A 19,877-nucleotide genomic window follows, 5' to 3' on the forward strand; every position below is an offset into this window, starting at 1 on the left:
GTGTCAGGAAATGGTGCAGTGCACAATATTGATATTGGGCACAATAGAGAGTTGGCGGAGTAGCTGAAGTGTCACTTCTGCAGATCTATTGGAGAGCGCTGGGGTATCTGGCCGCCGACAAGAAGCGTGTCGCGCTGATTTGTTCGGCCAACGTGGCCCTTGCCGCTGTCGCCATCCTCGAGCCAATCCTGTTTGGCCGGGTGATTGACGCAATCTCCGCGCATGGCTCGGTATTCTCCACGCTTGCCCTGTGGGCCGCCTTGGGCGCCTTCAACGTGATCGCCTTCGTTCTGGTGGCACGCGGCGCGGACCGCTTTGCCCACGCCCGGCGCAGCCAGGTTCTGTGCGAGTCGTTCGAGCGTGTTATCACCATGCCGCTCGCCTGGCATCACCAGCGCGGCACTTCGAACGCCCTGCACACGCTGCTGCGTGCCGTCGAGACGCTGTTCAGCCTTTGGCTCGAATTCATGCGCCAGCATTTGTCCACGGCTGTTGCCCTCGTCCTGCTGGTTCCGACCGCCATCAGCATGGATGTGCGCATGTCGGGGGTGCTGCTTGCGCTCGGCATGCTCTATGTCGGCATAGGGCGCCTGGTGATGAAGCGCACCAAGGAGGGTCAGGCCGCTGTCGAGCGCCACTACCACAAGGTGTTCGCTCACGTGACGGACTCCGTGAGCAACGTCGCCGTTCTCCAGAGCTACAACCGTCTCGGTCTAGAGGCCGAGACGCTGCGCCGTTACGTCAAGAACCTGCTCGATGCGCAGAACCCTGTGCTCGACTGGTGGGCCATCGCGAACGCGCTCAATCGACTGTCATCGACAATCTCGATGATGGTGGTGCTTCTGATCGGCGCCTATCTGGTCACCCATGGCCAGCTGCGCGTCGGCGATGTCATCGCCTTTACCGGTTTCGCCACGCTGCTGATCTCGCGGCTCGACCAGATGTCGGCTTTCGCCAACCAGATCTCGGAGGCTCGCGCCAAACTCGAGGACTTCTACAAGCTCGAGGACTCGGCAGCCGATGCCGCCGAGCCGGATGGCCTGCGCGATCTCACCAACGTCACCGGCCATGTCCGTTTCGAGGATGTGAGCTTTGAATTCGCCAATTCGGGGCAGGGCATCAGTGATGTGTCCTTCGAGGTTCAGGCTGGCCAGACGGTTGCCATCGTCGGACCGACGGGTGCGGGCAAGACCACGCTCATCAACCTTTTGCAGCGTGTCTTCTCGCCATCCAGCGGCCGCATCCTGATCGACGGCATCGATACCCGCACCGTGACCCGCAAGTCGCTGCGCCATTCGATCGCCACCGTGTTCCAGGATGCCGGGCTTCTCAACCGCTCGATCGAGGACAATATCCGCGTCGGCCGCGCCGATGCCACCAATGACGAAATCCACGCCGCCGCCGCCGCGGCCGCGGCCCAGGACTTCATCCTGGCCAAGAGCAATGGCTATGACACGGTGGTCGGCGAGCGCGGCGGCCAGCTCTCGGGTGGCGAGCGCCAGCGCATCGCCATTGCCCGTGCCGTGCTGAAGGATGCCCCGATCCTGGTGCTCGACGAGGCGACCAGCGCGCTCGACGTCGAGACCGAGGACCGGGTCAAGGAAGCTATCGACGAGTTGCGGCGCGACCGCACCACCTTCATCATCGCCCATCGACTGACCACCGTTCGCGACGCCGATCTGGTCGTGTTCATGGACAAGGGCAGGGTGGTTGAAATGGGTGGCTTTGCCGAACTGTCGCTGCGCAACGGCCGCTTCGCCAGTCTGCTGCGCGCCGGCGGCCTGCTCAACGATGAGGAAGTCCGCCGCCTCAGCCGCTCCGTGCAGGGCGAGGCCGCCTGAGCCCTTTTTACCTCCCCCTTGTGGGGAGGTCGGACCGAAGGTCCGGGTGGGGCAGCGCCGCCCCCAACTGCCGCTTTGCGCCAATATGCGACACCGCCGCTCGATTGCCCCAAACGCGGCGGCGGTTTATGTAAGGCGGCATGAGTGACACCACTTCACGCCTGAGCGGCTGGACCGATCTTGCCAACCCGACGCGGTTCGTCGCGTTGGCAGATAGGCTTGTGCCATGGCTGGCGGCGATCGCCGCAGTTGTCTTGGCCGTCGGGCTCTATATGAGCTTCACGGCGCCCGAAGATTTCCAGCAAGGCATCACCGTGCGCATCATGTACATCCATGTGCCCTTCGCCTGGCTCGCCATGATGTGCTACACGCTGATGGCGGTTTCGGCGCTGGGCACTCTGGTCTGGCGCCATCCGCTGGCCGATGTCGCGCTGAAATCGGCCGCACCGATCGGCGCCGTCTTCACCGCGCTGGCGCTGATCACCGGCTCGATCTGGGGCAAGCCGATGTGGGGCACCTGGTGGGTGTGGGACGCCCGCCTGACGTCGGTCTTCGTGCTGTTCCTAATGTATCTCGGTATCATCGCGCTGACGCGTGCGCTCGACGATGCCGGACGTGCCGCCTGGGCGGCCGCCATCATCACGCTGGTCGGTTTCATCAACATCCCGATCATCAAATTTTCGGTCGACTGGTGGAACACGCTGCACCAGCCGGCCTCGGTGTTCCGCATGGGCGGTTCCACCATCGATCCCTCGATGCTGTGGCCGCTGCTGGCGATGGCACTCGGCTTCACCATGCTGTTCTTCGCGCTGCACCTGATGGCGATGCGTACCGAAATCCGCCGCCGCCGGATCATCGCCATGCGGCGAGTGGCGGCGCGGCAGGTCAACTGACGCACGCCGAGTCTCTCCCGGCGCCAGCGTTATGACGAATTTTGCGATCCGCCAGGTCGCTCGTCACCTCATCCCATCAGTCCGCGTGCTGCCACCGGCAGCCTGTCGAGCACCTTCTCGCCGTCGATCAGGTTGATCTCGTTGAAAAGATTGGTGACGACGCAGCAATGGTCGGGCACCACCCGCACGCGCTCGCCGATGCGGAGCTTGGCCTCACCCGACAACGTGAGGGTGCCGTGCTCCTCACTGAGGCCCGTCACCCGCGCTCCCGGCACGCTTAACAACTCGCCGAAGTCAGGCAGACCCAGCGTGTCGCTGGACAGCGCCTTGCTGCCGGCATCGAGGATGGCGCGGCTTGGCGTCGGGTGGCTGACCACTGTCGACAGCACCGTGAGCGCGCAATCGTCCAAGGTGCCGACGCCTTTGGCGACCTGATAGCGGTCGAGATAGATGTAGGTCCCAGGACGGTATTCGGTGACGACGGATGTGTCGGCGGATCGCCACATGTCCGGCGTGCCACCGCTCGAGACGCGCTCGCAGGCGAGACCCGAAGCGGCCAGCGCCCGCTTGGCGTCGGCAAGCCAGGCTTCGGCTTCCGTCGCGCGGCCGGCGGCCGGATAGGTCATCAACCCGCCAAAGGTGAGGCCGCTCGCCTTGTCGATCAGCCTTGCAAGTGCCACCGCTTCATCGGTCGTCTGCACGCCGCAGCGACCCATGCCGGTATCGCATTCGACCAGAACCGGCAGAGGGTGGCCGGCATCGGTGAAAGTCGCCGCGAGCCCCCCCAACGTATCCGTGCTGTCCGCCGTCACCGATAGCGTTACGCGGCCGTGCAGCGCCTTCAGCCGTTCCAGCTTGGCGCGGCCGAGGATGTTGTAGGGGAGAAAAATGTCGGTGAGACCGGCATCGGCCATCACCTCGGCCTCGCCGATCTTCTGGCAGGTGATGCCGACGGCTCCCGCCGCCACCTGCTTCTTTGCCCAATAGGGCAGCTTGTGGGTCTTGATGTGCGGCCTGAGCTTCAGCCCGTTCCTGTCGGCGTGGGCCTGCGCGCGGGCAATGTTGGCTTCGGCGCGTGCGGCGTCGACCAAGATCGACGGCGTATCGAGGTCGTGGATCGTCGGCATCGGCTATCCCTATGAAAATTCACAGGGGTTATGAGCCTGAAAGCACGCTATGTCACGCGGCCAGCCGGCCGGATCGATAGGCCATCCGTTCACGGTGCAAGGCAGGGCAGGCGGCTGGGTGGATCGACACCGAACCCGCGTTCGGCTATGCGATGCCAGACAAGTCGACACCAAAGGGTCACGATCATGAAACGCTCCGCCATCAACGAAATCATCCGCGAAGCCGACGCTTTCATCCGCTCGTTCGGCTACATCATGCCGCCCTTCGCCTACTGGTCGCCGGAGGAAATGAAGGCGCGCCAAGTAGATTCCTCCGCCATCCACACCTCGCGGCTGGGCTGGGACATCACCGACTATGGCCAGGAGAAGTTCAAGGAGCTCGGCCTGTTCCTGTTCACAGTGCGCAACGGCCGTTACGAGGACATGAAGAAGGGCATGGGCATGCTCTATGCCGAGAAGATCATGATCTCGCGCAAGGACCAGCTGTCTCCCATGCACCGTCACAACATCAAGGCCGAGGACATCATCAACCGTGGCGGCGGCAAGCTGGTGCTGGAACTGTTCATGCACGATCGTGACGGTGGCATCGACCCCAAGGCCGAAGTATCGGTGCCCGTCGACGGAACCATCCACCGGCTTCCGGCGGGCGGACTGCTGAAGCTCGACCCGGGCCAGAGCGTCACGCTGCTGCCGGGCGTCTGGCACGCCTTCTGGGCCGAAGGCAAGGACGTGCTGATCGGCGAGGTCTCCACCGTCAACGACGATCTCACCGATAATGTCTTCCGCGAGCCGATCGGCCGCTTCTCCAACATCGAAGAGGACGTCGCCCCCCTGCATCTGCTGGTGGCCGACTATGAGAAGTGGCTGAGATAAGGGCAAGGCCGGCGGCGGCCGCCTCCCGGCATCTTTAATGGCAGCAACCTGCGGCAGCCTCATCAAAACGGATGGCGACTCTCGTCCGCGTCTGTGGTGGTATCCAGCCCAGGTGGGGAGCGGGGACCCGGAGCAAAAAGGTGGCCCTATTCCGCCAATGGGCCGACACCCTCATTGAGCGGCCCTTTATGGACTCCGACCGAGGAGAGTCGAGAATGCTGTATCCTGCCGAGAGGAACAAAAGGCCGCCTTGTAGCCAACCAGCCGACGATGAGCGCCAAGCGCGGCTCGAGAAAACAGCCAGGCTCAAGCGGCTTCGGTCATACGCTTCCTGGCTCACGCCTGATCCACACGCCCAACTTCATGATGAGATAGACTGCTCTGCGCTAATTGAGGAAAGCAGGTCAGTGAGCCTGGCCTGATCGGCAGGGTGAAGCAACTGCGCGGCGAGGCGCACACGGTAGCCTCAATGACAGCAGCTTGCCGCTGATTGCACGCTCGTCCGGCATAGGCATGACGAACTGATCGGCAAGTCGGCCTTGGCCATCGCTGTGGCGAGCTTTGCCTGCAGTGCCGGCAGCTCGTCGCTCTCGCCGCGCCGTTTCTGGCACTCCACCAGACCGTGCAGCGCCCAGACATTGTCCGGGTGCTGGGCGCAGCGCTGCACCTTGCCGCTCAGGCCCAGATCGTCGCGATAGACCTGTTCGGCCTCCTCGGCGTGGCCCTGGTCGAGAAGCAGTGCCGCCAGCGCATGGCGCGGCGGGTGCATCCACGCCCATGGCTCGGTGTAGGAGAGATTGTCGTCGAGCTCGACCGCTTGCCGCAAATGGCGATAAGCCTCCTCATGCCGGCCCTGGTGATAGCAAAGTTCGCCGTCAAGCAAGGCAGCGCCCACGGCGAGCGAAGCGCGGGTCGGGTTGCTGAGGAAACGCCGCTCGGCTGGAATGCCCGCCACATGCTGGCGGAACCGGTCGCGCTCACGCTCAGCTTCAGCGAAGTTCCTCAACGTCGCATGCGCGACACCCTTGGCATAATGCTGCATGGCCGCCGTGAGCACGTAGAGGCCGGGCTCCGCGGTCATCGGCTCGTCGACGATCTCCCGCCAGCGGCCGAAGCGCACCTGCACATGCGATTTCATCGCATGATAACCTTCCACCGTCTGGGTGAGCTTTGGCCGCTCCGGCAGGCTCACCACATCGCGCGTTACCAGGCTGCGCACCTTGTCGGCGGCCCACAGCGCCGGCCTGTACTGGCCAAGGAACATGCAGGTGAACATCATCAGATGGAGGTCGTGGCAGCAGCCGAGCAGGTAGTAGGTCGGCTCATCGGCATAGGCGAGGTAGAGATCGTTGGCGCGGACCGCTTTTTCGCTGGCGAACTTCGCCTTTTCGTATTCGCCGCACAGCACATAGATATGCCCCGGCATGTGGTTCATGTGCCCCGCATCGGGGCACATTTCGCCGAGCAGGGCGGCCGAGCGCATGCCGCGTTCCGGCATGGTGGACATTTCCAGGAGATGGATGTGCAGGTGCAGGATCGCCGGATGCTGGGTTGCCCCGGCTTCGTCGGCGAGCCGGATTGACCGCTCGCAGACCTCCAGCGCCTCGACGACATCGGAATTCGGCGCCGGCGCGCCGGTCTTGAGGTTCCACAGGCGCCGGACGGTGCGCATCATCAGCGCCTCGACCAGCAGCGCCATCACATCATGGTCGTCGGGAAAATCCCGGTAGACCCGCCGCATCGCGGCGGCATAGGCATCATCCCACTGTTCGAATTCCCGCGGGCTCACCCGCTGCGGCTTCTGGAAGCGACAGGCCAGTGCCTCGATCAACCGCCGTTCGACCTCGCTGGCGGCAGCCGCATTGGCGCGCGCCAACTGGACATGCTCGAAGCAACGCTTCGTCGCAATGTTCGCCTCGGCCTCGCCATGCTCCTTCCAGGTCAGATTATAGAAAGGCCCGGCGGCATAGGCGATGCCCCAATGAACAAAAGCGCAGTCCGGATCCGTCTCCAGCCCCTTCTCGAAACACTTGATGCCTTCCTCATGATTGAAGCCGTAGCACCAGTTCAGCCCGATATCGAACCAGCGCTGGGTTTCGGCGGAGCGGGTGAAGATGCGGCGGCGGTAGGTGCCGAGGTTGAAGCGGTCCATGGGGTCTCAGGCGATCAGAATAGTCAGCTGGGTCACAATCGTATCGACCCGCATTAGGTGTTCGACGCCTCTTCAAGTAGGGCAGACTTGTCAGTCACCGACTTGAAAGCTTGAAGCATAGCGTCGACGACGAAATTCTCCAGTTGAGTGTAAAATGGAAATTTTACATCACAGACTGGCGCCGCAACTCCGTCTTTGTAGGGTTCGAATTTACCGTCCCTTCTTTTGCGCTTTGAGCGCTCGAAAAGCTCGCGATATCGCCGAGGAGATACCCCATAAAAGTGTTGAAATTGCACTGCCGGATAGCCCTGGTATCGTCCGCGGTCACTGCTTTCGACTTGTAATGAATCGGAGTGAAGATCGGAGGCAAGGCTCTTCGGATATGGCTCCAGAAAGATCACCTTGCTGATACCAGCCGCTACTATGTGTTTCGCGCACATGTGACACGGAAAAGTTGTACAATATAAGACTCCATCTCTTACTGCATGACCCAACCGAGCAGCATCGGCGATGGCCGACATCTCGGCATGAATGATGCGGCCGTATTCCAAGGCATCCATAAATTGCGAATCAAGAACCTTGGCGTTTTCAAGCACGTCGTTCACGCTGCGCTCAGGATCAATGATTTTGACCAGCTCTGACAAAATCTCCTTCTTTCGTTGATCATTCGAGTCGTGTTCCCTCACGTACTCGCGGTCATCATGATCCTCATCGTGCCAATAAGTGCCGCCTGTGGCCTTGGGAACCTCGTTGGACCCTAACGCAAGGATTTCGCCAGTGGGCGAAAAGACGGCTGCTCCAACCTGGCGCGATAGGTCAAGCGTTCGGAGCGCGGCTGCCTTGGCCAAAAACATTCCATATTCTATCCGCGTGGGTGAGATGGAATTCGAACCAAAAAGCAGTTCACAAAATCGATCAATCTGCTTTTGAACAGATTGCTCGGCGTCATTATTGATTATGAAATCTGCATCGTGGAAAATCTTGGAGACTCGCTGGCCGTGGGCATGCCCCAACTCGTGTTCGTCGGCTTGGGTCAACGCCTCCGCTTTATCTCGGAACCGATGAGGGCCCGCCGTATTATCGTCGCTGGCGAAGCGCCTGGACAGATAATCTACGCGGGCGCCTCTACGAGAGTAGATGGAGACCTGGTAGAAAAGATCGCCATAGACCGACCGCAACAGATCGATTTCTTCCTTTCGTTTGAACTGATGAAGCAGATAGGCAACCTTGCTGAATTCCTCCACGCCCTCTCGATGCGGAAGCCGAAGGCGCTTTTTGATCACGCGCATGACAGTTGCCGATGCTAAAAAAGCATTATCCGAAAAGCGTTCCCGTAATTGGTCTCCATATGAGATATGGGTTTCGTATCGGTCATAAAGCGGCGTCTTTCGAAGCGGTTTGTTGGGCTCTACGTACTTCTGGAAAACCGAAAAGACATCGGTCGCCTTGACTTCGACAACATGATAACCGCGACGTTCAAAGTGACTTCGAAAGTCCATCAACGATTGCGTCATCTCTGCACCCATCGGCGCAACGAACCCTATGAAAATTTCCGGGAATTTAATTTGCTTAATTGCCGCTCCCACCGAACCATCCCCCCAGATGTGTGTTATCCTCTAGCCGGAAGCTAGGAGGCGACAATGGCTGGAATGAACCCTGAAAGGAAGTCCCAGGATGCGATCGAACAGGCCAATCGCAAATTGCTTCAGGAAAACGATAAGCGATTGGAAAAATGGCGGGAAGATCGCTTGAACTCAATCGAACGGGACAGAGAAAATACCGATCATGGTTTTGTAAGAGCGCCGGCGCGCGAATAGAATCAGCCGGCTGCCTTACAGGGCAGGGTGCGAGGCGCACCACCTTGTTCAGTGTACCGCGCTCGAACCCTGAACGCTATCGCACTGGCGACGAATACCGCACGCTGGATATTGCAATCTGCCACGAAAAGAAAGCATGGCCAGGCTTCTTGGAAGCTTTTCGAACTTTCTTTCTGGCACTTCGAATTGCGCGTGCTTTTGAACGAGATTGGGACATCAGGACACGCGATGGGACAAACTTGATCAAGCACGCGCTCGGGGCTGGTGGCGGTTGCAGCTTGACAGTTCCGGGCAACGATGTAGCCTGAATCGACTGGTCTAGCGCGCCGCTCGTTCGCTGTGTTGGCCTGTTTGCCGCTCGCCAATGGAGGTGAAGCGGCGCCACCTGCCAAGAAAGCGGCGATACGCCGACGCGCCTCACGATGGGGAGGAGCCAATGGCAACCGGTTGGCAATTGTCTGGAAATTATTTCGAGAATTGTAGCTGCGACGTCGTATGTCCCTGCCTGATGTCGCCCAACGCGCAGCTGACATCAAGGCCGACGCGAGGCGTTTGCGACGTCGCCATGGCCTTCCATATCGATACGGGCAACTACGGTGAGGCTCGATTGGATGGCCTCAACGTTGCGATGATTGCCCACACTCCGGGTCCGATGGCGGACGGCAATTGGACGGCTGCCGCCTATATCGACGAACGGGCCGATGAAGGGCAGATGGAGGCGCTGGGCGCGATCTTCACCGGGGCCGCCGGCGGCCCGTTGGCTATGCTCGCGCCTCTGATCGGCACGAACCTGGGAGTGAGGAAGGTGCCGATCAGGTATCAGATCGACGGCAAGAAGCGGTCGGTGGAAATCCCGGGTGTCATGCAGATTGCGGTCGAACCACTGCCGACAATGCGCGAGGACGGCGAGATGTGGGCCGCGACCGGCCATCCCGTCAACCCCGACTGGCTCGGTATGGCGATGGGCGTGCAGGGCAGCACGTTCGGCGACCACGGCATGCGCTGGGACAATTCCCGCCGAAACGGGCATTACGCTCCGATCAACTGGTCCGGCCAGCAATAGGCCGCGCTCGCATATCGGAACGGGGCTTGCCCATGGCCAATGCGGGAACTCCATCGCTGACGCTGCAGCGAAACATCATTGTCGCGCTGTTGATCACTATCGCGGCCGCGGCTTGGGCCATGCTCATCTGGCAGCAGACTGGCATGGACATGCCAATGGAAATGAACACGCCCACCATGGGCATGAATGCGCCGCTGTTCCTTGCAGTCTGGATCGTCATGATGATCGCCATGATGTTCCCGACAGCGGCCCCCATGATCCTGACGTTTCACCAGGTCCAGGCCGGTCGGCGGGGGCGCGGTGAGACCTTCGTCTCAACCTGGCTGTTCGTGGGGGGCTACATGTTTGTCTGGGGCGCGGCGGGCGTGCTTGTCTTTGCCGGCGCGGCGGGCGCGGAGAAGATCGCCACGCATACAGGAATGTCCGCGGCGATGGCCTCCCGCATCGGCGGCGTGCTGCTGATCATTGCCGGCGCCTATCAACTCTCGCCGCTGAAGGATCTCTGCCTGGCCAAATGCCGTACTCCAATGAGTTTCATCCTCACCTCGTGGCGCAATGGACGTTGGGGCGCGGTGCGCATGGGCTGGGAGCATGGGCTCTTTTGCCTGGGCTGCTGCTGGCTCTTGTTTCTTGCCCTTTTTCCTCTCGGGATCATGAATATTGCCGCGATGGCTGTGCTCACCTTGCTGATCTTCGCGGAAAAGACCTTCCCGGCAGGAGAGAGGATAGCAAAGCTATCGGGCACCGCTTTGCTGCTTTACGGCGCGGCGGTGTTGGTCTTTCCACAACTGTTGCCGACGTTTCCGGCAGTGCACGCCATGTCAATGAATTGACGAACGGCTTGATGCCCCCACCGCGCCGCTTGCCTTCGAGCATCCCTAAGCCAAAGAGGCATGTTCTACTTAAATTTAAATCGATTTATGTCCTGCTGTAGAGACTGTTTTTCAAGCATGTGCTAATAAAGGCATTGCAGGAGGATGCCATGCCGTCCTCTGAGGTGGGCTGCTATTGCCGCGCTGGCCGCGACGCTCAACAATGCGACGCAGACCATGGCCGCCGAAGCAGTGGGCCAAGCGGTCGTGATCAAGACTGAATCTATCATCACGCTTCTGAAGGTCGGTCTGGATCTCCTGGCTGTTCACTATGGAATGATGCCTAGAGGGAAAACGGCCGTGAATTCTTGACGGTTGACGGCCAATATGCGACATATATTCCTATGGTGCTGATTTGCGCCAAGAACCCGCCCCAAACGAGGCGGGTTTTTGTTGAGGCCCCCACACCCCGAAGAGGCCTGCTCACCGTTTTTCTCTGTTGCCATGGCCCTTGAGAAGTTGAGCTACGACGTCTTTATCGTAGGTGTCTTTGCCTTCTGAGTTTACAATCCTGACCATACCGCGAGGCAGATTGTATTGAGCCTCGATATGGCTCTTAAGGTCGCCAACAGTAGCGGTATCGAGCTTCAGGTTGGCGCCGTCGGTCGGAATAGGCTGAACATTGCCGCCAGCTGCGCTGATAGCGTCATGCACCTCTTGATGTGTGTTGCCAACCAACAGGGAAAAATTGCCCACGGTTAGCCGCGAGTGTATTCCGGCCTTTATCTCCGACTGGCTGACCGGCAAGGGGCCTGTCGCTTGCTTGGCGTTTATCCAAATTGGGACGCCACTTTGCGAATGGAATTCAAAAAGAGTGGTGAGTTCAGTCTTTACAGCGGCGACAACGTCTGCAAGTGCTTCCATAGCGTAGTAGTCGTGATCGACATCTATACGGGTGTTACCAGGTAGACCTGTGTCGCCAGGGTTCTCGTCTGCATACACAGCCGCCCTAACCCGAAGAACGGATTTTCCGTCGATCGCGAATTTTTTCCCATCCTTTCTGGTAAACGTAAGCATAAAGTCTCCTTCCTCTTCGAGAATCCTTTTTGGGCGACCCCCGTCTATTTCTGTATGTACGCTTTCATTGATTCCTGAGCGCCAGAGAGCGCGGCAATAGCTGTATTGTTCAACCTAACAATGTCCGGGCCGTGTGGGATTCCTATTCCGTGGGCACCGCCCGGGCAGCCTTGGTTGTCAGATGCAAAATTGTTCGCCTGAATAAGCGCGGTCAAAGCCGTTTGAGTGCTGTCAGAGGCGGTAGTAAGAACTGATTGCTGCCGTGCAATAGTTGCGGCTCGCTCTTCGGCCGCACCGACTGCGTCATTGACGTCGACAATCGCCGTAACGTCTGCCTTCACCGCATAGCTGGCGGGATAGGCCAGAACGCCACCATTTACTGTAATGACAGGAGGAGGAAGAACCCGCCTGGCTCCCATGTCCAATGGCTCAACACGAAAATACACCAAATGTGACGCGCCAGTGTAGGTCGGCAACGCCGCAAAAATACACGCAACTACGAAGCAGAATGAGCCAATGTAGAGGAAAAGCCGCAGGGTTCTCTCACGAGCGGGTTCAAGCGTGCTGACCGACAGCGCAAAGACTACCAAGACAAGCATCAAGCCGGCTAGGCCAAGTGGCCCATATTTGAGGGCGTCAAACCACAAAGTCGGATCAGCACCGATGGGCTGAGTTTGCATGGCAAATTCCCTCCACCCCGGAAATTATGTTTCTCAACATTGACACAGATTCTGTCGCTCAGAAAGGCGTGTCTTGGGCTCTTTCTGGCCGATAAGGCGCTCCAGCAAATCACCGGCACTATCGGCATCAACTCCGACAACAGAAGGAGCCGCACAATGCCGACTATGCCGTGACTCATCCGCCGCCTCTTTCACAAGGGAAGGATCTTCCCCATGTCTGCAATCGATTACGCCGACTTGCCAAGTCGCTCGAAACCGGTGCCACACTGGAAGCCGTAGCAGCGCGTTGAAAGGGCATTGGGGCGATATGGCTGAAGGTGACGACATGCAACAAAACCGCGAGGTGAGTATCAACTGACTGAGGGTCAACATGCCCCAGATCGCGGCCATTCTCGGCGTCGGCATCTCATTGGCGTGGTATGGCGGGACAAAGCTTTCGTCGCTGGAAAGCGTATCGAGGTGGCGGAGCAGAACCGTATCAGCCGATCGGCCGCGACCGACAAAAACTTCGATCAGATCCAGTTGCAGCTCCAGCCGCTCGCCAATCTGCCCTACCCGGTGAATGTAGTTGAGCAGGGTCTCCTACAGACAAACCAGCGCGTCGACCAATACCTTCAGTGCTCGGAACGAAGATCGACGGCATCAGCGACCATGTGAACGGCCTGTCGACCAAGGTCGAGGTTCTATTCCAGAAGATCGAAGCCATCACGCCGGCCAAGAAGGCTGAGTTAGAGGTGCCTCCTGGCATGATGCGGTAATCAGGAGGCGGGCTTAGCTATCGCGGAAGTTGATTACATGCCCCGGCGCCTGCTACCTTGATTGCGAACTTGGGCCAGATTCAGCGCATTGATCCCGATGTGCAGGCGCGCAGAGCGGAGATAGAGGCGGAGCGGCTTGCCCAGGCGCAGGCGGCGCAGACCTCAGGGTGATCGGCCCTCAACAGCTTCGAAGCGGCGCTTGTATTGAGCTATCCGCTTCTCGAAGGCGTAGTAGCTGACCGTCGCGGCTACGACTGTCAGCGTCAGCGCAACTGCCCACGAGAGCCAATAGTCACCGGGGCTGTGCGACGGATCATTCGCACCGCCCTGCATCGTCGCAACCCTGCCGATCGCGTAGGGGATGAGCAGGAAATGATAGACGTAAAGACCGTAAGAAATGCCGCCTAGATAGCACATGGGCGCGCTTGAAAGGGCAGATGTGAAGACTGGGGTCCGAAGACCTGTATCGACCAGCCCGGCAAACATCAGCGCTCCGAGGGGATAGCTGAAAGCCGATCCCATGGACGAAGCCCAAGGCGGAGTGAGGCTGAGGAACAACGTCGCGGCGATCAGTGTGCCGCCCAAGGAAAGCCCCCAATGCCATTGAGGGCGTACGATGTACAGCGCCAAGCCAGCAAGCACAGATTCTGGCCGCAGGAACGGCGTTACCCACACAATCGGGTGTTGCGCGCCAAGGCCGAAGGAAACCATTCGTGCCAGGAAACTATAGGCGAACACGGCACCCATCCCGACAAGGAACGCGGTCCGTCCATAGCGACGGTAGGCCAGGAAGACGAATGGGATCAGCAGATAGATCTGAAACTCGAATGACAATGTCCACAGGTGTGCGGTGTTTGGAATCGAGCCGTTGTAGCCTTTGAACCATGTGACGGCGTTGTCGAGAAATAGGGCTATCCCGAGCAGGCGAAAGTAGCCGTTCCCGTCAGGGCTTCCATAAAGTACCAGCATGGCGATCGCGAACAGGATCATCAAAGGATAGATACGCAGGAAGCGGCGCGCAAAGAACCGGCTAACACTGATGCTGCCCGTCTTCAGAAACTCGGCGTTCAGCAAGTGGAAAAATAAGAACGATGAGATCGTGAAGAACAGTTCAACACCGACCCAGCCGTAATTATGGGCCGTCGTTAGAACTTGCGAATGCATAAATTGCGGCATGTGATGGAAGAAAACAAGCAAGAAAGCTAGGAATCTTAAACCATCCAGCGGCGCCAGATAGAGACCACCAATCTGCTCCTGCTTCGGCGAAACAAGTTTTGCTGGCGCGTTCAATTTGCAAACCCCGTCCTACATCCCTCCTAGACTAACAGTGGCCGCTATTCAATTGGGATCGCGCCAGATTTCTCGATAGAAATCATTTGACTTAAAGGAAAATCCGTAGCCCGCAATCTGCGGGCTATCCCATGGCTGCGCCTGGAATGGGTTGAGCCGAACCACTGCGCCATTAAACTCAGGCAGTGACGGGTCGCTTAGGTCCTAAAAAGGAAAACCGATGAGACTAATCCCCGACGTCGAGCGGGTGCTTAAACGCGCCTGGTCGCTGTGGGAAGCGATTGGAAAGTTTGTGGTGGATTGAGGAAGTTGGCCGGCGTCGTTGCCTGAGTGGGTGACGCCGGCCAGGCGGTCCGTTGAATGCCCGTTTCGGCATCTTTGTCGCCCGGCGTCGGCGACGGTTCAGCAAAGCTTGTCACCGGCACCACGCAACGTTTCTCGACGCCAACATAGTGCTGCCAGTGGGCATATTGCGGGTTACGGATATTGGTGGTGCCGTAGTCGGCTTTGCCCTTCACTCGCTCTGCCGGAGTTGGCATGCCCCACAACAGCCTAGCAAGTTCACGCTGGCCATCCGGCGCGTTGCGCACCACAGGGGCAGGGGTGTTCGGATAGGCATCAAGCGAAGGCTCTAGGTTGCCCATGACGTCGCGCAAGGCACGCGTCCACTCGCGAATGGCGTCCTGGCTGGTGGTGATGTTGTAGAGGTTGCACATACGTTTGAGACTACGAAGTAGGGCGTGCACCTGCAACATGTCAGGAATAGAATCACGTCTCGACTCAAAATACCGAACCCTGGGAGGTATGGAATGGACATAGCGCTATCGAATGAGATCGTTGCGGAGTTCCTTGGACAGGGGAACGTCGGGCTATCGATCGACCATCAGAACTATGCCGGCGATCTAGTGGACGATTGGAACATTGACGCTCTGGATTGGGTTCATGACAATTTTCCGGACGCAGATGACGAAACCGCACAGCACGCTGCGCAACGAATAGAAGAAAAAGGTCCCTGAGTATACACCGACACAGAGCATTAATAGGCCGAATTCAAATGCCGACGCTCAACACCATGGAATGCTTGCGATCAATTGCATAGTAGATCCAAAGATAAACGTCCAAACTGCGAACTTTAAATAGCGGCCTTCCGATAGGGATGTGCCTGCGATCGTTTCTTTCAGCGCCTTACTGACCTCGCCCCGGCTCATCTCGACCAGCGACGAGCGAATTATCTTATTGGGCGATTCGATCGACCTTGGAAGAAGGCCTACGCCTCTACGCAACCGATCGTGAGCCCGCAGCCAATAATATCTGTAGAAAGCAAGCCCAAGGAGGCCACCTCTCAACCGAGAGGCCAAATCGCTTGTAACCACTTCCGAGCCGGCCAGCATGGGGGACACTCTCGTCCTCTCATAAAGACGCTCATGCTTCGCAGATAGCTTATCTAAAGTTTTGAAAACGTTGTTAAAATCAGCCCATTGGACCCATTCGTATAGCACGCTCCCTTTGAACGCCAGCAAGAGGGCCGCGACTGTCGCGGAAGCTAAGCCGAAAAAGGTAAGCCATTTTGCCGAAGCCAGGACGATCGTGCACATGTGCCAAATGGTGGCAGATTCCCGCATTAAGGAGAACTGAAAAACCGATGTGTCCGGTTTCATGCTCCGCAAAACTGTTCCGGTTGCGATTTTCTTATTTGGGGTAAGCGCTTGCTTTTATTGAGAAAAACATTGTTGGCTGGGGAACCTGGATTCGAACCAGGACTAACGGAGTCAGAGTCCGTGGGTCTACCGTTAACCTATTCCCCAGCAGGCGTGGTCATGAACCGCGCGGGCCGAGCGGCTGAGCCGCTTGAGCGCTGCCTTGTAGCCGCCAGCGGAAAATAGTCAAGCCTGCTTTGCGGTTCAATCCAGGGTAAATGCACAAGTTTGCGCCGCCCCTCACCGCCTGCCGGAACCTCTCCCGTGAACCGGGGGAGAAGCCCGCTGGCCGCGCCTCAGCTATCTGTCCGGCTGAATTGCGAGCGTTCGAAGAACAGCACCACGCCGAGGCCCAGAATCAGCGGGATGATCAGGTAGAACAGCCGAAACACCAGGAGTGCGGCCAGCACGCCCACCGGGTCCATGTCTGACAGGCCTGCGAGGAACACCACCTCGAACACGCCAAGCCCGCCTGGCGCGTGCGAGAGTTGGGCGACCGAGAAGGAGACGAGGAAGACGCCGAGCACGACGAAATAGCCGGGATTATGGGCTTCGGGCAGGGCAAAGAAGATGATCGCGGCGGCGGCGAGCAATTCGATCGGGCCTATAAGCAACTGCCTGGCGACGATCGGCAGCGCCGGATAGTGCAGCTGGAACCTGGCGATCTTCAGCGGGCGCAGATGCAGCCAGCTGCCGAATATATAGGCGGCGACGATCAGCAGCATCGCAATGCCGGCCGCTTCCGACAGGCCATGATGGGCAATGCCGGAAAACCGATCAAGAATCTGCGGCTCGAACACCAGCACCAGGCCGGCCGTCAGGATGGTCGACAGCACGAAGGTGATCCAGCAGATTGCCACCAGCACGCCGACATCCTGTCCGGTCAGCCCTCTGGTACCATAGGCGCGGTAGCGGATGACGGCGCCGGAGAACACCGAACCGCCGATATTGTGCGAAAGCGCATAGGTGGTGAAGGAGCACAACGTCACGAACAGCCACGACACCCTCTTGCCGATATGCAGGAGCGCGATGTGGTCGTAGCCGGCGAGCGAGGCATAGGCGATGACGGAACTGAGCGCCGCCAGCACCCAGCCGCGGGTTGGAATGGCGGCCAGCCCGTCCCAGACATCATCGATCGAGATGCCGCGCAGTTCGTGCCAGAGCAGCAGCAGCGAGAAGATCACCGCGGCACCGCCGACGACCGGCCAGAAATAGCGTCTCCAGTTCATTGCCTGACTGCCATGCGTTGCGTGTCCGCTTCCTTTTCTCTTGAAGATGGGAGGCCGGTTGCCCTGCTTCTTCCGTTCATTTCAGAAATGCCTCATTGAAGCCGGCTATTCAACCGCGAACGCTTACCGTGCCGGCCGCTTGCAATATCCGCCCTCACCGAGGGCGGTGCAAAGGGGTCAGCAAGCGGTGAGGCGTCGGCTCTTCCGGGAGATCGTCTCCGACAGTCTCATGCTATCAATCCAGCCTTGCGGCTACATTACGCGCGAAGGCGGCTTGGGAGCCCAGCCGGCAAAATTCGGCGCATGGCTCTTGGTGATCGGGCGCACCGCTGTTAGTCTGGCGGCAACTTGAAACATGCCAAAGCGCCTGCAGCGTCCGTCATCGGTTCGCGCGGCGCCGGAAGGAACGACAGTGGAAGACCGCGACACCGGCGCAGGCGCGCCGGAGGTGGGCGCGTCCAGCGCTTCTCCAGGGCCATCTGGCTCGGGGACAGCCGGTTGGCAGCAACGCCGCCCGACGGAGCTTGGCTCCGCCGACGGGCTGGCGGGCGACGCGACACGCAACCAGAAGGGCAAGCCCAAGAAGCGGCGCAAGCGAAGGCGCGGGCGCAAGGTTTTTGCGCGCGACGAAACGCGCCCCCAGGACAATCGATCGCCGATGCCAGGCAAGGCCGCTGTCTCGGCCATGGAACCGAAGCAGGCGGCTCCGGTCATCTCACTCGTCGCTCCAACGCTACGTCCGGAGCAGAGCACCCGCCGGCCGCCGGTGCACGAGCTTCCCGTCTTCGCGGCCCTCGACCTCGGCACCAACAATTGCCGGCTGCTGGTCGCCGTTCCCACACGGCATGGCCAGTTCCGCGTCATCGATGCCTTCTCGCGCATCGTCAGGCTGGGCGAAGGGCTCACCGCCAATGGCCGGCTCAGCCAGCCGGCGATGGACCGCGCCGTCGAGGCGCTGAAGATCTGCGGCGACAAATTGCGCAGCCGCAAGATCAGGAAGGCAAGGCTGATCGCCACGGAAGCCTGCCGCTCGGCGGCAAACGGCGTCGAGTTCCTGGAACGCGTCGAGCGCGAGGCCGGCGTGAAGCTCGAGATCATCGACCGCCAGACCGAGGCGCGGCTGGCGGTGTCGGGCTGCGGCTCGCTGGTCGAGCGCCACACGCAGGGCGTCGTCCTGTTCGATATCGGCGGCGGCTCTTCCGAAATCGCGCTGATCGATCTCACCGGTCGCCGGTCGCCGCGCCTCGCCAACCATATCGTCTCTTGGACATCGCTGCCGGTCGGCGTCGTCTCGCTGGCCGAACGTTTCGGCGGCCGCACGGTGACACGCGAAATCTTCACGGCCATGGTCGATGACGTTGCCGGCCGGTTGGCCGCCTTCGATGGCCGCGACCGGCTGAGCCACCTCAAGGCCAGCCCGAACTTCCATCTGCTGGGCACCTCCGGCACGGTCACGACGCTCGCCGGCGTCCACCTCGATCTCGAACGCTATGATCGCCGCCGGGTCGACGGGCTGTGGATGGACCGCGACAGCGTCGACCGCATGGTGGAGAGACTGGTCGGCTGGGATTTCCAGCAGCGTGTGGCCAATCCCTGCATTGGCGCCGATCGCGCCGATCTGGTGCTGGCCGGCTGCGCCATACTGGAGGCGATCCGCGCGGTTTGGCCGTCGGAGCGGCTGCGTGTCGCCGATCGTGGCCTGCGCGAGGGCATATTGAGCGAACTGATGGCCGATGACGGCGTCTGGCGCAATGATGGGCGTGGCAGAGCATGATCACGCTCGGACAAGAAATCAAGCGATGACCAAGAAACCGGAAAAGCCAGGGACGGCCGGCATTCGCGTGCTGAAGACGCGTATCAAGAAGAAGAGCGGCCTGAAGGAGTCCTCGCGCCGCTGGCTGCAGCGCCACATCAACGATCCCTATGTGCAGAGGTCGAAGGCTGACGGCTATCGCTCGCGCGCGGCCTACAAGCTGATCGAGATCGACGACAAGCACCATCTCCTGAAGCCCGGCATGAAGGTGATCGATCTGGGTGCTGCCCCCGGCGGCTGGTGCCAGGTGGCGGCCGCACGCACGAAATCGACGGCGGAAAATCCACATGTCGTCGGCATAGACTATCTGGAAATGGATGCCGTGCCTGGAGCGCCGGTGCTTTTGATGGATTTCCTGGACGCGGATGCGCCACGCAAGCTGGCCGAGGCGCTGGGTGGCGATCCCGATGTCGTGCTGTCCGACATGGCGGCTCCGACCACCGGCCATAAGCGGACCGACCACATCCGCACCATGCATCTGTGCGAGGTGGCGGCCGATTTCGCGCTGTCCGTGCTGAAGCCGGGCGGACATTTCCTCGCCAAGACTTTTCAGGGCGGCGCAGAAAACGAGCTGCTGTCGATGCTCAAGAAGAATTTCCGCTCCGTCCACCACGTCAAACCGCCGGCTTCGCGCGATGAGTCGGTCGAACTCTATTTGCTGGCGAAGGATTTCAAGGGGCGCTCCCTTCCTTTTCCCCTTGTGGGAGAAGGTGGCGCCGAAGGCGACGGATGAGGGGTGTTCCAAGGAACACCAA

17 protein-coding genes, 1 tRNA gene and 1 pseudogene are annotated in these 19,877 nt (G+C 59.8%); 10 read left to right on the plus strand and 9 right to left on the minus strand.

Features of this window, described 5'->3' with window-relative positions; translation table 11 throughout:
* Positions 1-68 precede the first annotated feature (68 nt).
* On the plus strand, positions 69-1,841 hold the full coding sequence (locus FJ958_RS01380; RefSeq protein ID WP_140738428.1) for a glucan ABC transporter ATP-binding protein/ permease: 1,773 nt from the start codon (positions 69-71) through the stop codon (positions 1,839-1,841).
* 140 nt (positions 1,842-1,981) lie between these two features.
* Positions 1,982-2,734: a heme ABC transporter permease gene (locus tag FJ958_RS01385; RefSeq protein WP_140738431.1), complete on the plus strand. Its 753-nt coding sequence runs from the start codon at positions 1,982-1,984 to the stop codon at positions 2,732-2,734.
* 68 nt (positions 2,735-2,802) lie between these two features.
* On the opposite strand, the gene FJ958_RS01390 is transcribed toward FJ958_RS01385, so the two are convergent.
* Positions 2,803-3,861 carry a D-TA family PLP-dependent enzyme gene (locus FJ958_RS01390; protein ID WP_140738434.1) on the minus strand — a complete coding sequence of 353 codons (1,059 nt, stop codon included), beginning with the start codon at positions 3,859-3,861 and terminating at the stop codon, positions 2,803-2,805.
* A gap of 186 nt (positions 3,862-4,047) precedes the next feature.
* Between FJ958_RS01390 and FJ958_RS01395 the strand changes: the two genes are divergently transcribed.
* Entirely contained in the window at positions 4,048-4,734 is a 687-nt protein-coding gene (locus FJ958_RS01395) for a D-lyxose/D-mannose family sugar isomerase (RefSeq protein WP_140609940.1), read from the plus strand.
* Between the two features lie 466 nt (positions 4,735-5,200).
* On the opposite strand, the gene FJ958_RS01405 is transcribed toward FJ958_RS01395, so the two are convergent.
* Both FJ958_RS01405 and FJ958_RS01410 read right to left on the minus strand, forming a co-directional pair.
* Entirely contained in the window at positions 5,201-6,886 is a 1,686-nt protein-coding gene (locus FJ958_RS01405) for a tetratricopeptide repeat protein (protein ID WP_140738437.1), read from the minus strand.
* Between the two features lie 53 nt (positions 6,887-6,939).
* Positions 6,940-8,472: an anti-phage dCTP deaminase gene (locus tag FJ958_RS01410; protein ID WP_246679457.1), complete on the minus strand. Its 1,533-nt coding sequence runs from the start codon at positions 8,470-8,472 to the stop codon at positions 6,940-6,942.
* Between the two features lie 54 nt (positions 8,473-8,526).
* On the opposite strand from FJ958_RS01410, the gene FJ958_RS31460 reads away from it, so the two are divergent.
* The 3 genes from FJ958_RS31460 (at position 8,527) to FJ958_RS01420 (ending at position 10,599) form a co-directional block, all read left to right on the plus strand.
* A complete protein-coding gene (locus FJ958_RS31460; protein WP_181176250.1) occupies positions 8,527-8,703 on the plus strand; it encodes a hypothetical protein in 177 nt (58 codons plus the stop codon).
* Between the two features lie 436 nt (positions 8,704-9,139).
* Positions 9,140-9,766 carry a DUF1326 domain-containing protein gene (locus FJ958_RS01415; RefSeq protein ID WP_140739141.1) on the plus strand — a complete coding sequence of 209 codons (627 nt, stop codon included), beginning with the start codon at positions 9,140-9,142 and terminating at the stop codon, positions 9,764-9,766.
* Between the two features lie 32 nt (positions 9,767-9,798).
* On the plus strand, positions 9,799-10,599 hold the full coding sequence (locus tag FJ958_RS01420; protein ID WP_140738440.1) for a DUF2182 domain-containing protein: 801 nt from the start codon (positions 9,799-9,801) through the stop codon (positions 10,597-10,599).
* Positions 10,600-11,061: 462 nt separating this feature from the next.
* Here the strand turns inward: FJ958_RS01420 and FJ958_RS01430 are convergent, their stop codons facing one another.
* Both FJ958_RS01430 and FJ958_RS01435 read right to left on the minus strand, forming a co-directional pair.
* Positions 11,062-11,655 (minus strand): hypothetical protein, encoded by a 594-nt coding sequence (locus FJ958_RS01430; RefSeq protein WP_140738446.1) that lies wholly within the window; start codon positions 11,653-11,655, stop codon positions 11,062-11,064.
* Between the two features lie 44 nt (positions 11,656-11,699).
* Positions 11,700-12,335, minus strand: coding sequence for a hypothetical protein (locus FJ958_RS01435; protein ID WP_140738449.1), 636 nt, complete (start codon positions 12,333-12,335; stop codon positions 11,700-11,702).
* Positions 12,336-12,952: 617 nt separating this feature from the next.
* On the opposite strand from FJ958_RS01435, the gene FJ958_RS31465 reads away from it, so the two are divergent.
* Positions 12,953-13,093: a hypothetical protein gene (locus FJ958_RS31465; protein ID WP_181176251.1), complete on the plus strand. Its 141-nt coding sequence runs from the start codon at positions 12,953-12,955 to the stop codon at positions 13,091-13,093.
* 162 nt (positions 13,094-13,255) lie between these two features.
* Here FJ958_RS31465 and FJ958_RS01440 read toward each other — a convergent pair whose 3' ends face one another.
* Together FJ958_RS01440 and FJ958_RS01445 are read right to left on the minus strand one after the other, a co-directional pair.
* Positions 13,256-14,383 (minus strand): acyltransferase, encoded by a 1,128-nt coding sequence (locus FJ958_RS01440; protein WP_140738452.1) that lies wholly within the window; start codon positions 14,381-14,383, stop codon positions 13,256-13,258.
* A 353-nt stretch (positions 14,384-14,736) separates the two neighbouring features.
* Positions 14,737-15,099, minus strand: a pseudogene (locus FJ958_RS01445) (SOS response-associated peptidase family protein); the annotation flags it as partial.
* A gap of 93 nt (positions 15,100-15,192) precedes the next feature.
* Between FJ958_RS01445 and FJ958_RS01450 the strand changes: the two are divergent.
* A complete protein-coding gene (locus FJ958_RS01450; protein ID WP_140738455.1) occupies positions 15,193-15,399 on the plus strand; it encodes a hypothetical protein in 207 nt (68 codons plus the stop codon).
* A 715-nt stretch (positions 15,400-16,114) separates the two neighbouring features.
* Here the strand turns inward: FJ958_RS01450 and FJ958_RS01455 are convergent.
* Positions 16,115-16,188, minus strand: a tRNA-Gln gene (locus FJ958_RS01455).
* Positions 16,189-16,376: 188 nt separating this feature from the next.
* The gene (locus tag FJ958_RS01460; protein WP_140738458.1) at positions 16,377-17,309 is read right to left on the minus strand and encodes a lysylphosphatidylglycerol synthase domain-containing protein; all 933 of its coding nucleotides are present in this window, start codon (positions 17,307-17,309) and stop codon (positions 16,377-16,379) included.
* Positions 17,310-17,664: 355 nt separating this feature from the next.
* Here FJ958_RS01460 and FJ958_RS01465 point away from each other — a divergent pair, with 355 nt between their 5' ends.
* Positions 17,665-19,083 carry a Ppx/GppA phosphatase family protein gene (locus tag FJ958_RS01465; RefSeq protein WP_246679459.1) on the plus strand — a complete coding sequence of 473 codons (1,419 nt, stop codon included), beginning with the start codon at positions 17,665-17,667 and terminating at the stop codon, positions 19,081-19,083.
* 25 nt (positions 19,084-19,108) lie between these two features.
* Entirely contained in the window at positions 19,109-19,855 is a 747-nt protein-coding gene (locus FJ958_RS01470; protein WP_140738461.1) for an RlmE family RNA methyltransferase, read from the plus strand.
* The last annotated feature ends 22 nt before the right edge of the window (positions 19,856-19,877 follow it).

This window comes from Mesorhizobium sp. B2-3-5 (assembly GCF_006442395.1).
Lineage (GTDB): Bacteria > Pseudomonadota > Alphaproteobacteria > Rhizobiales > Rhizobiaceae > Mesorhizobium.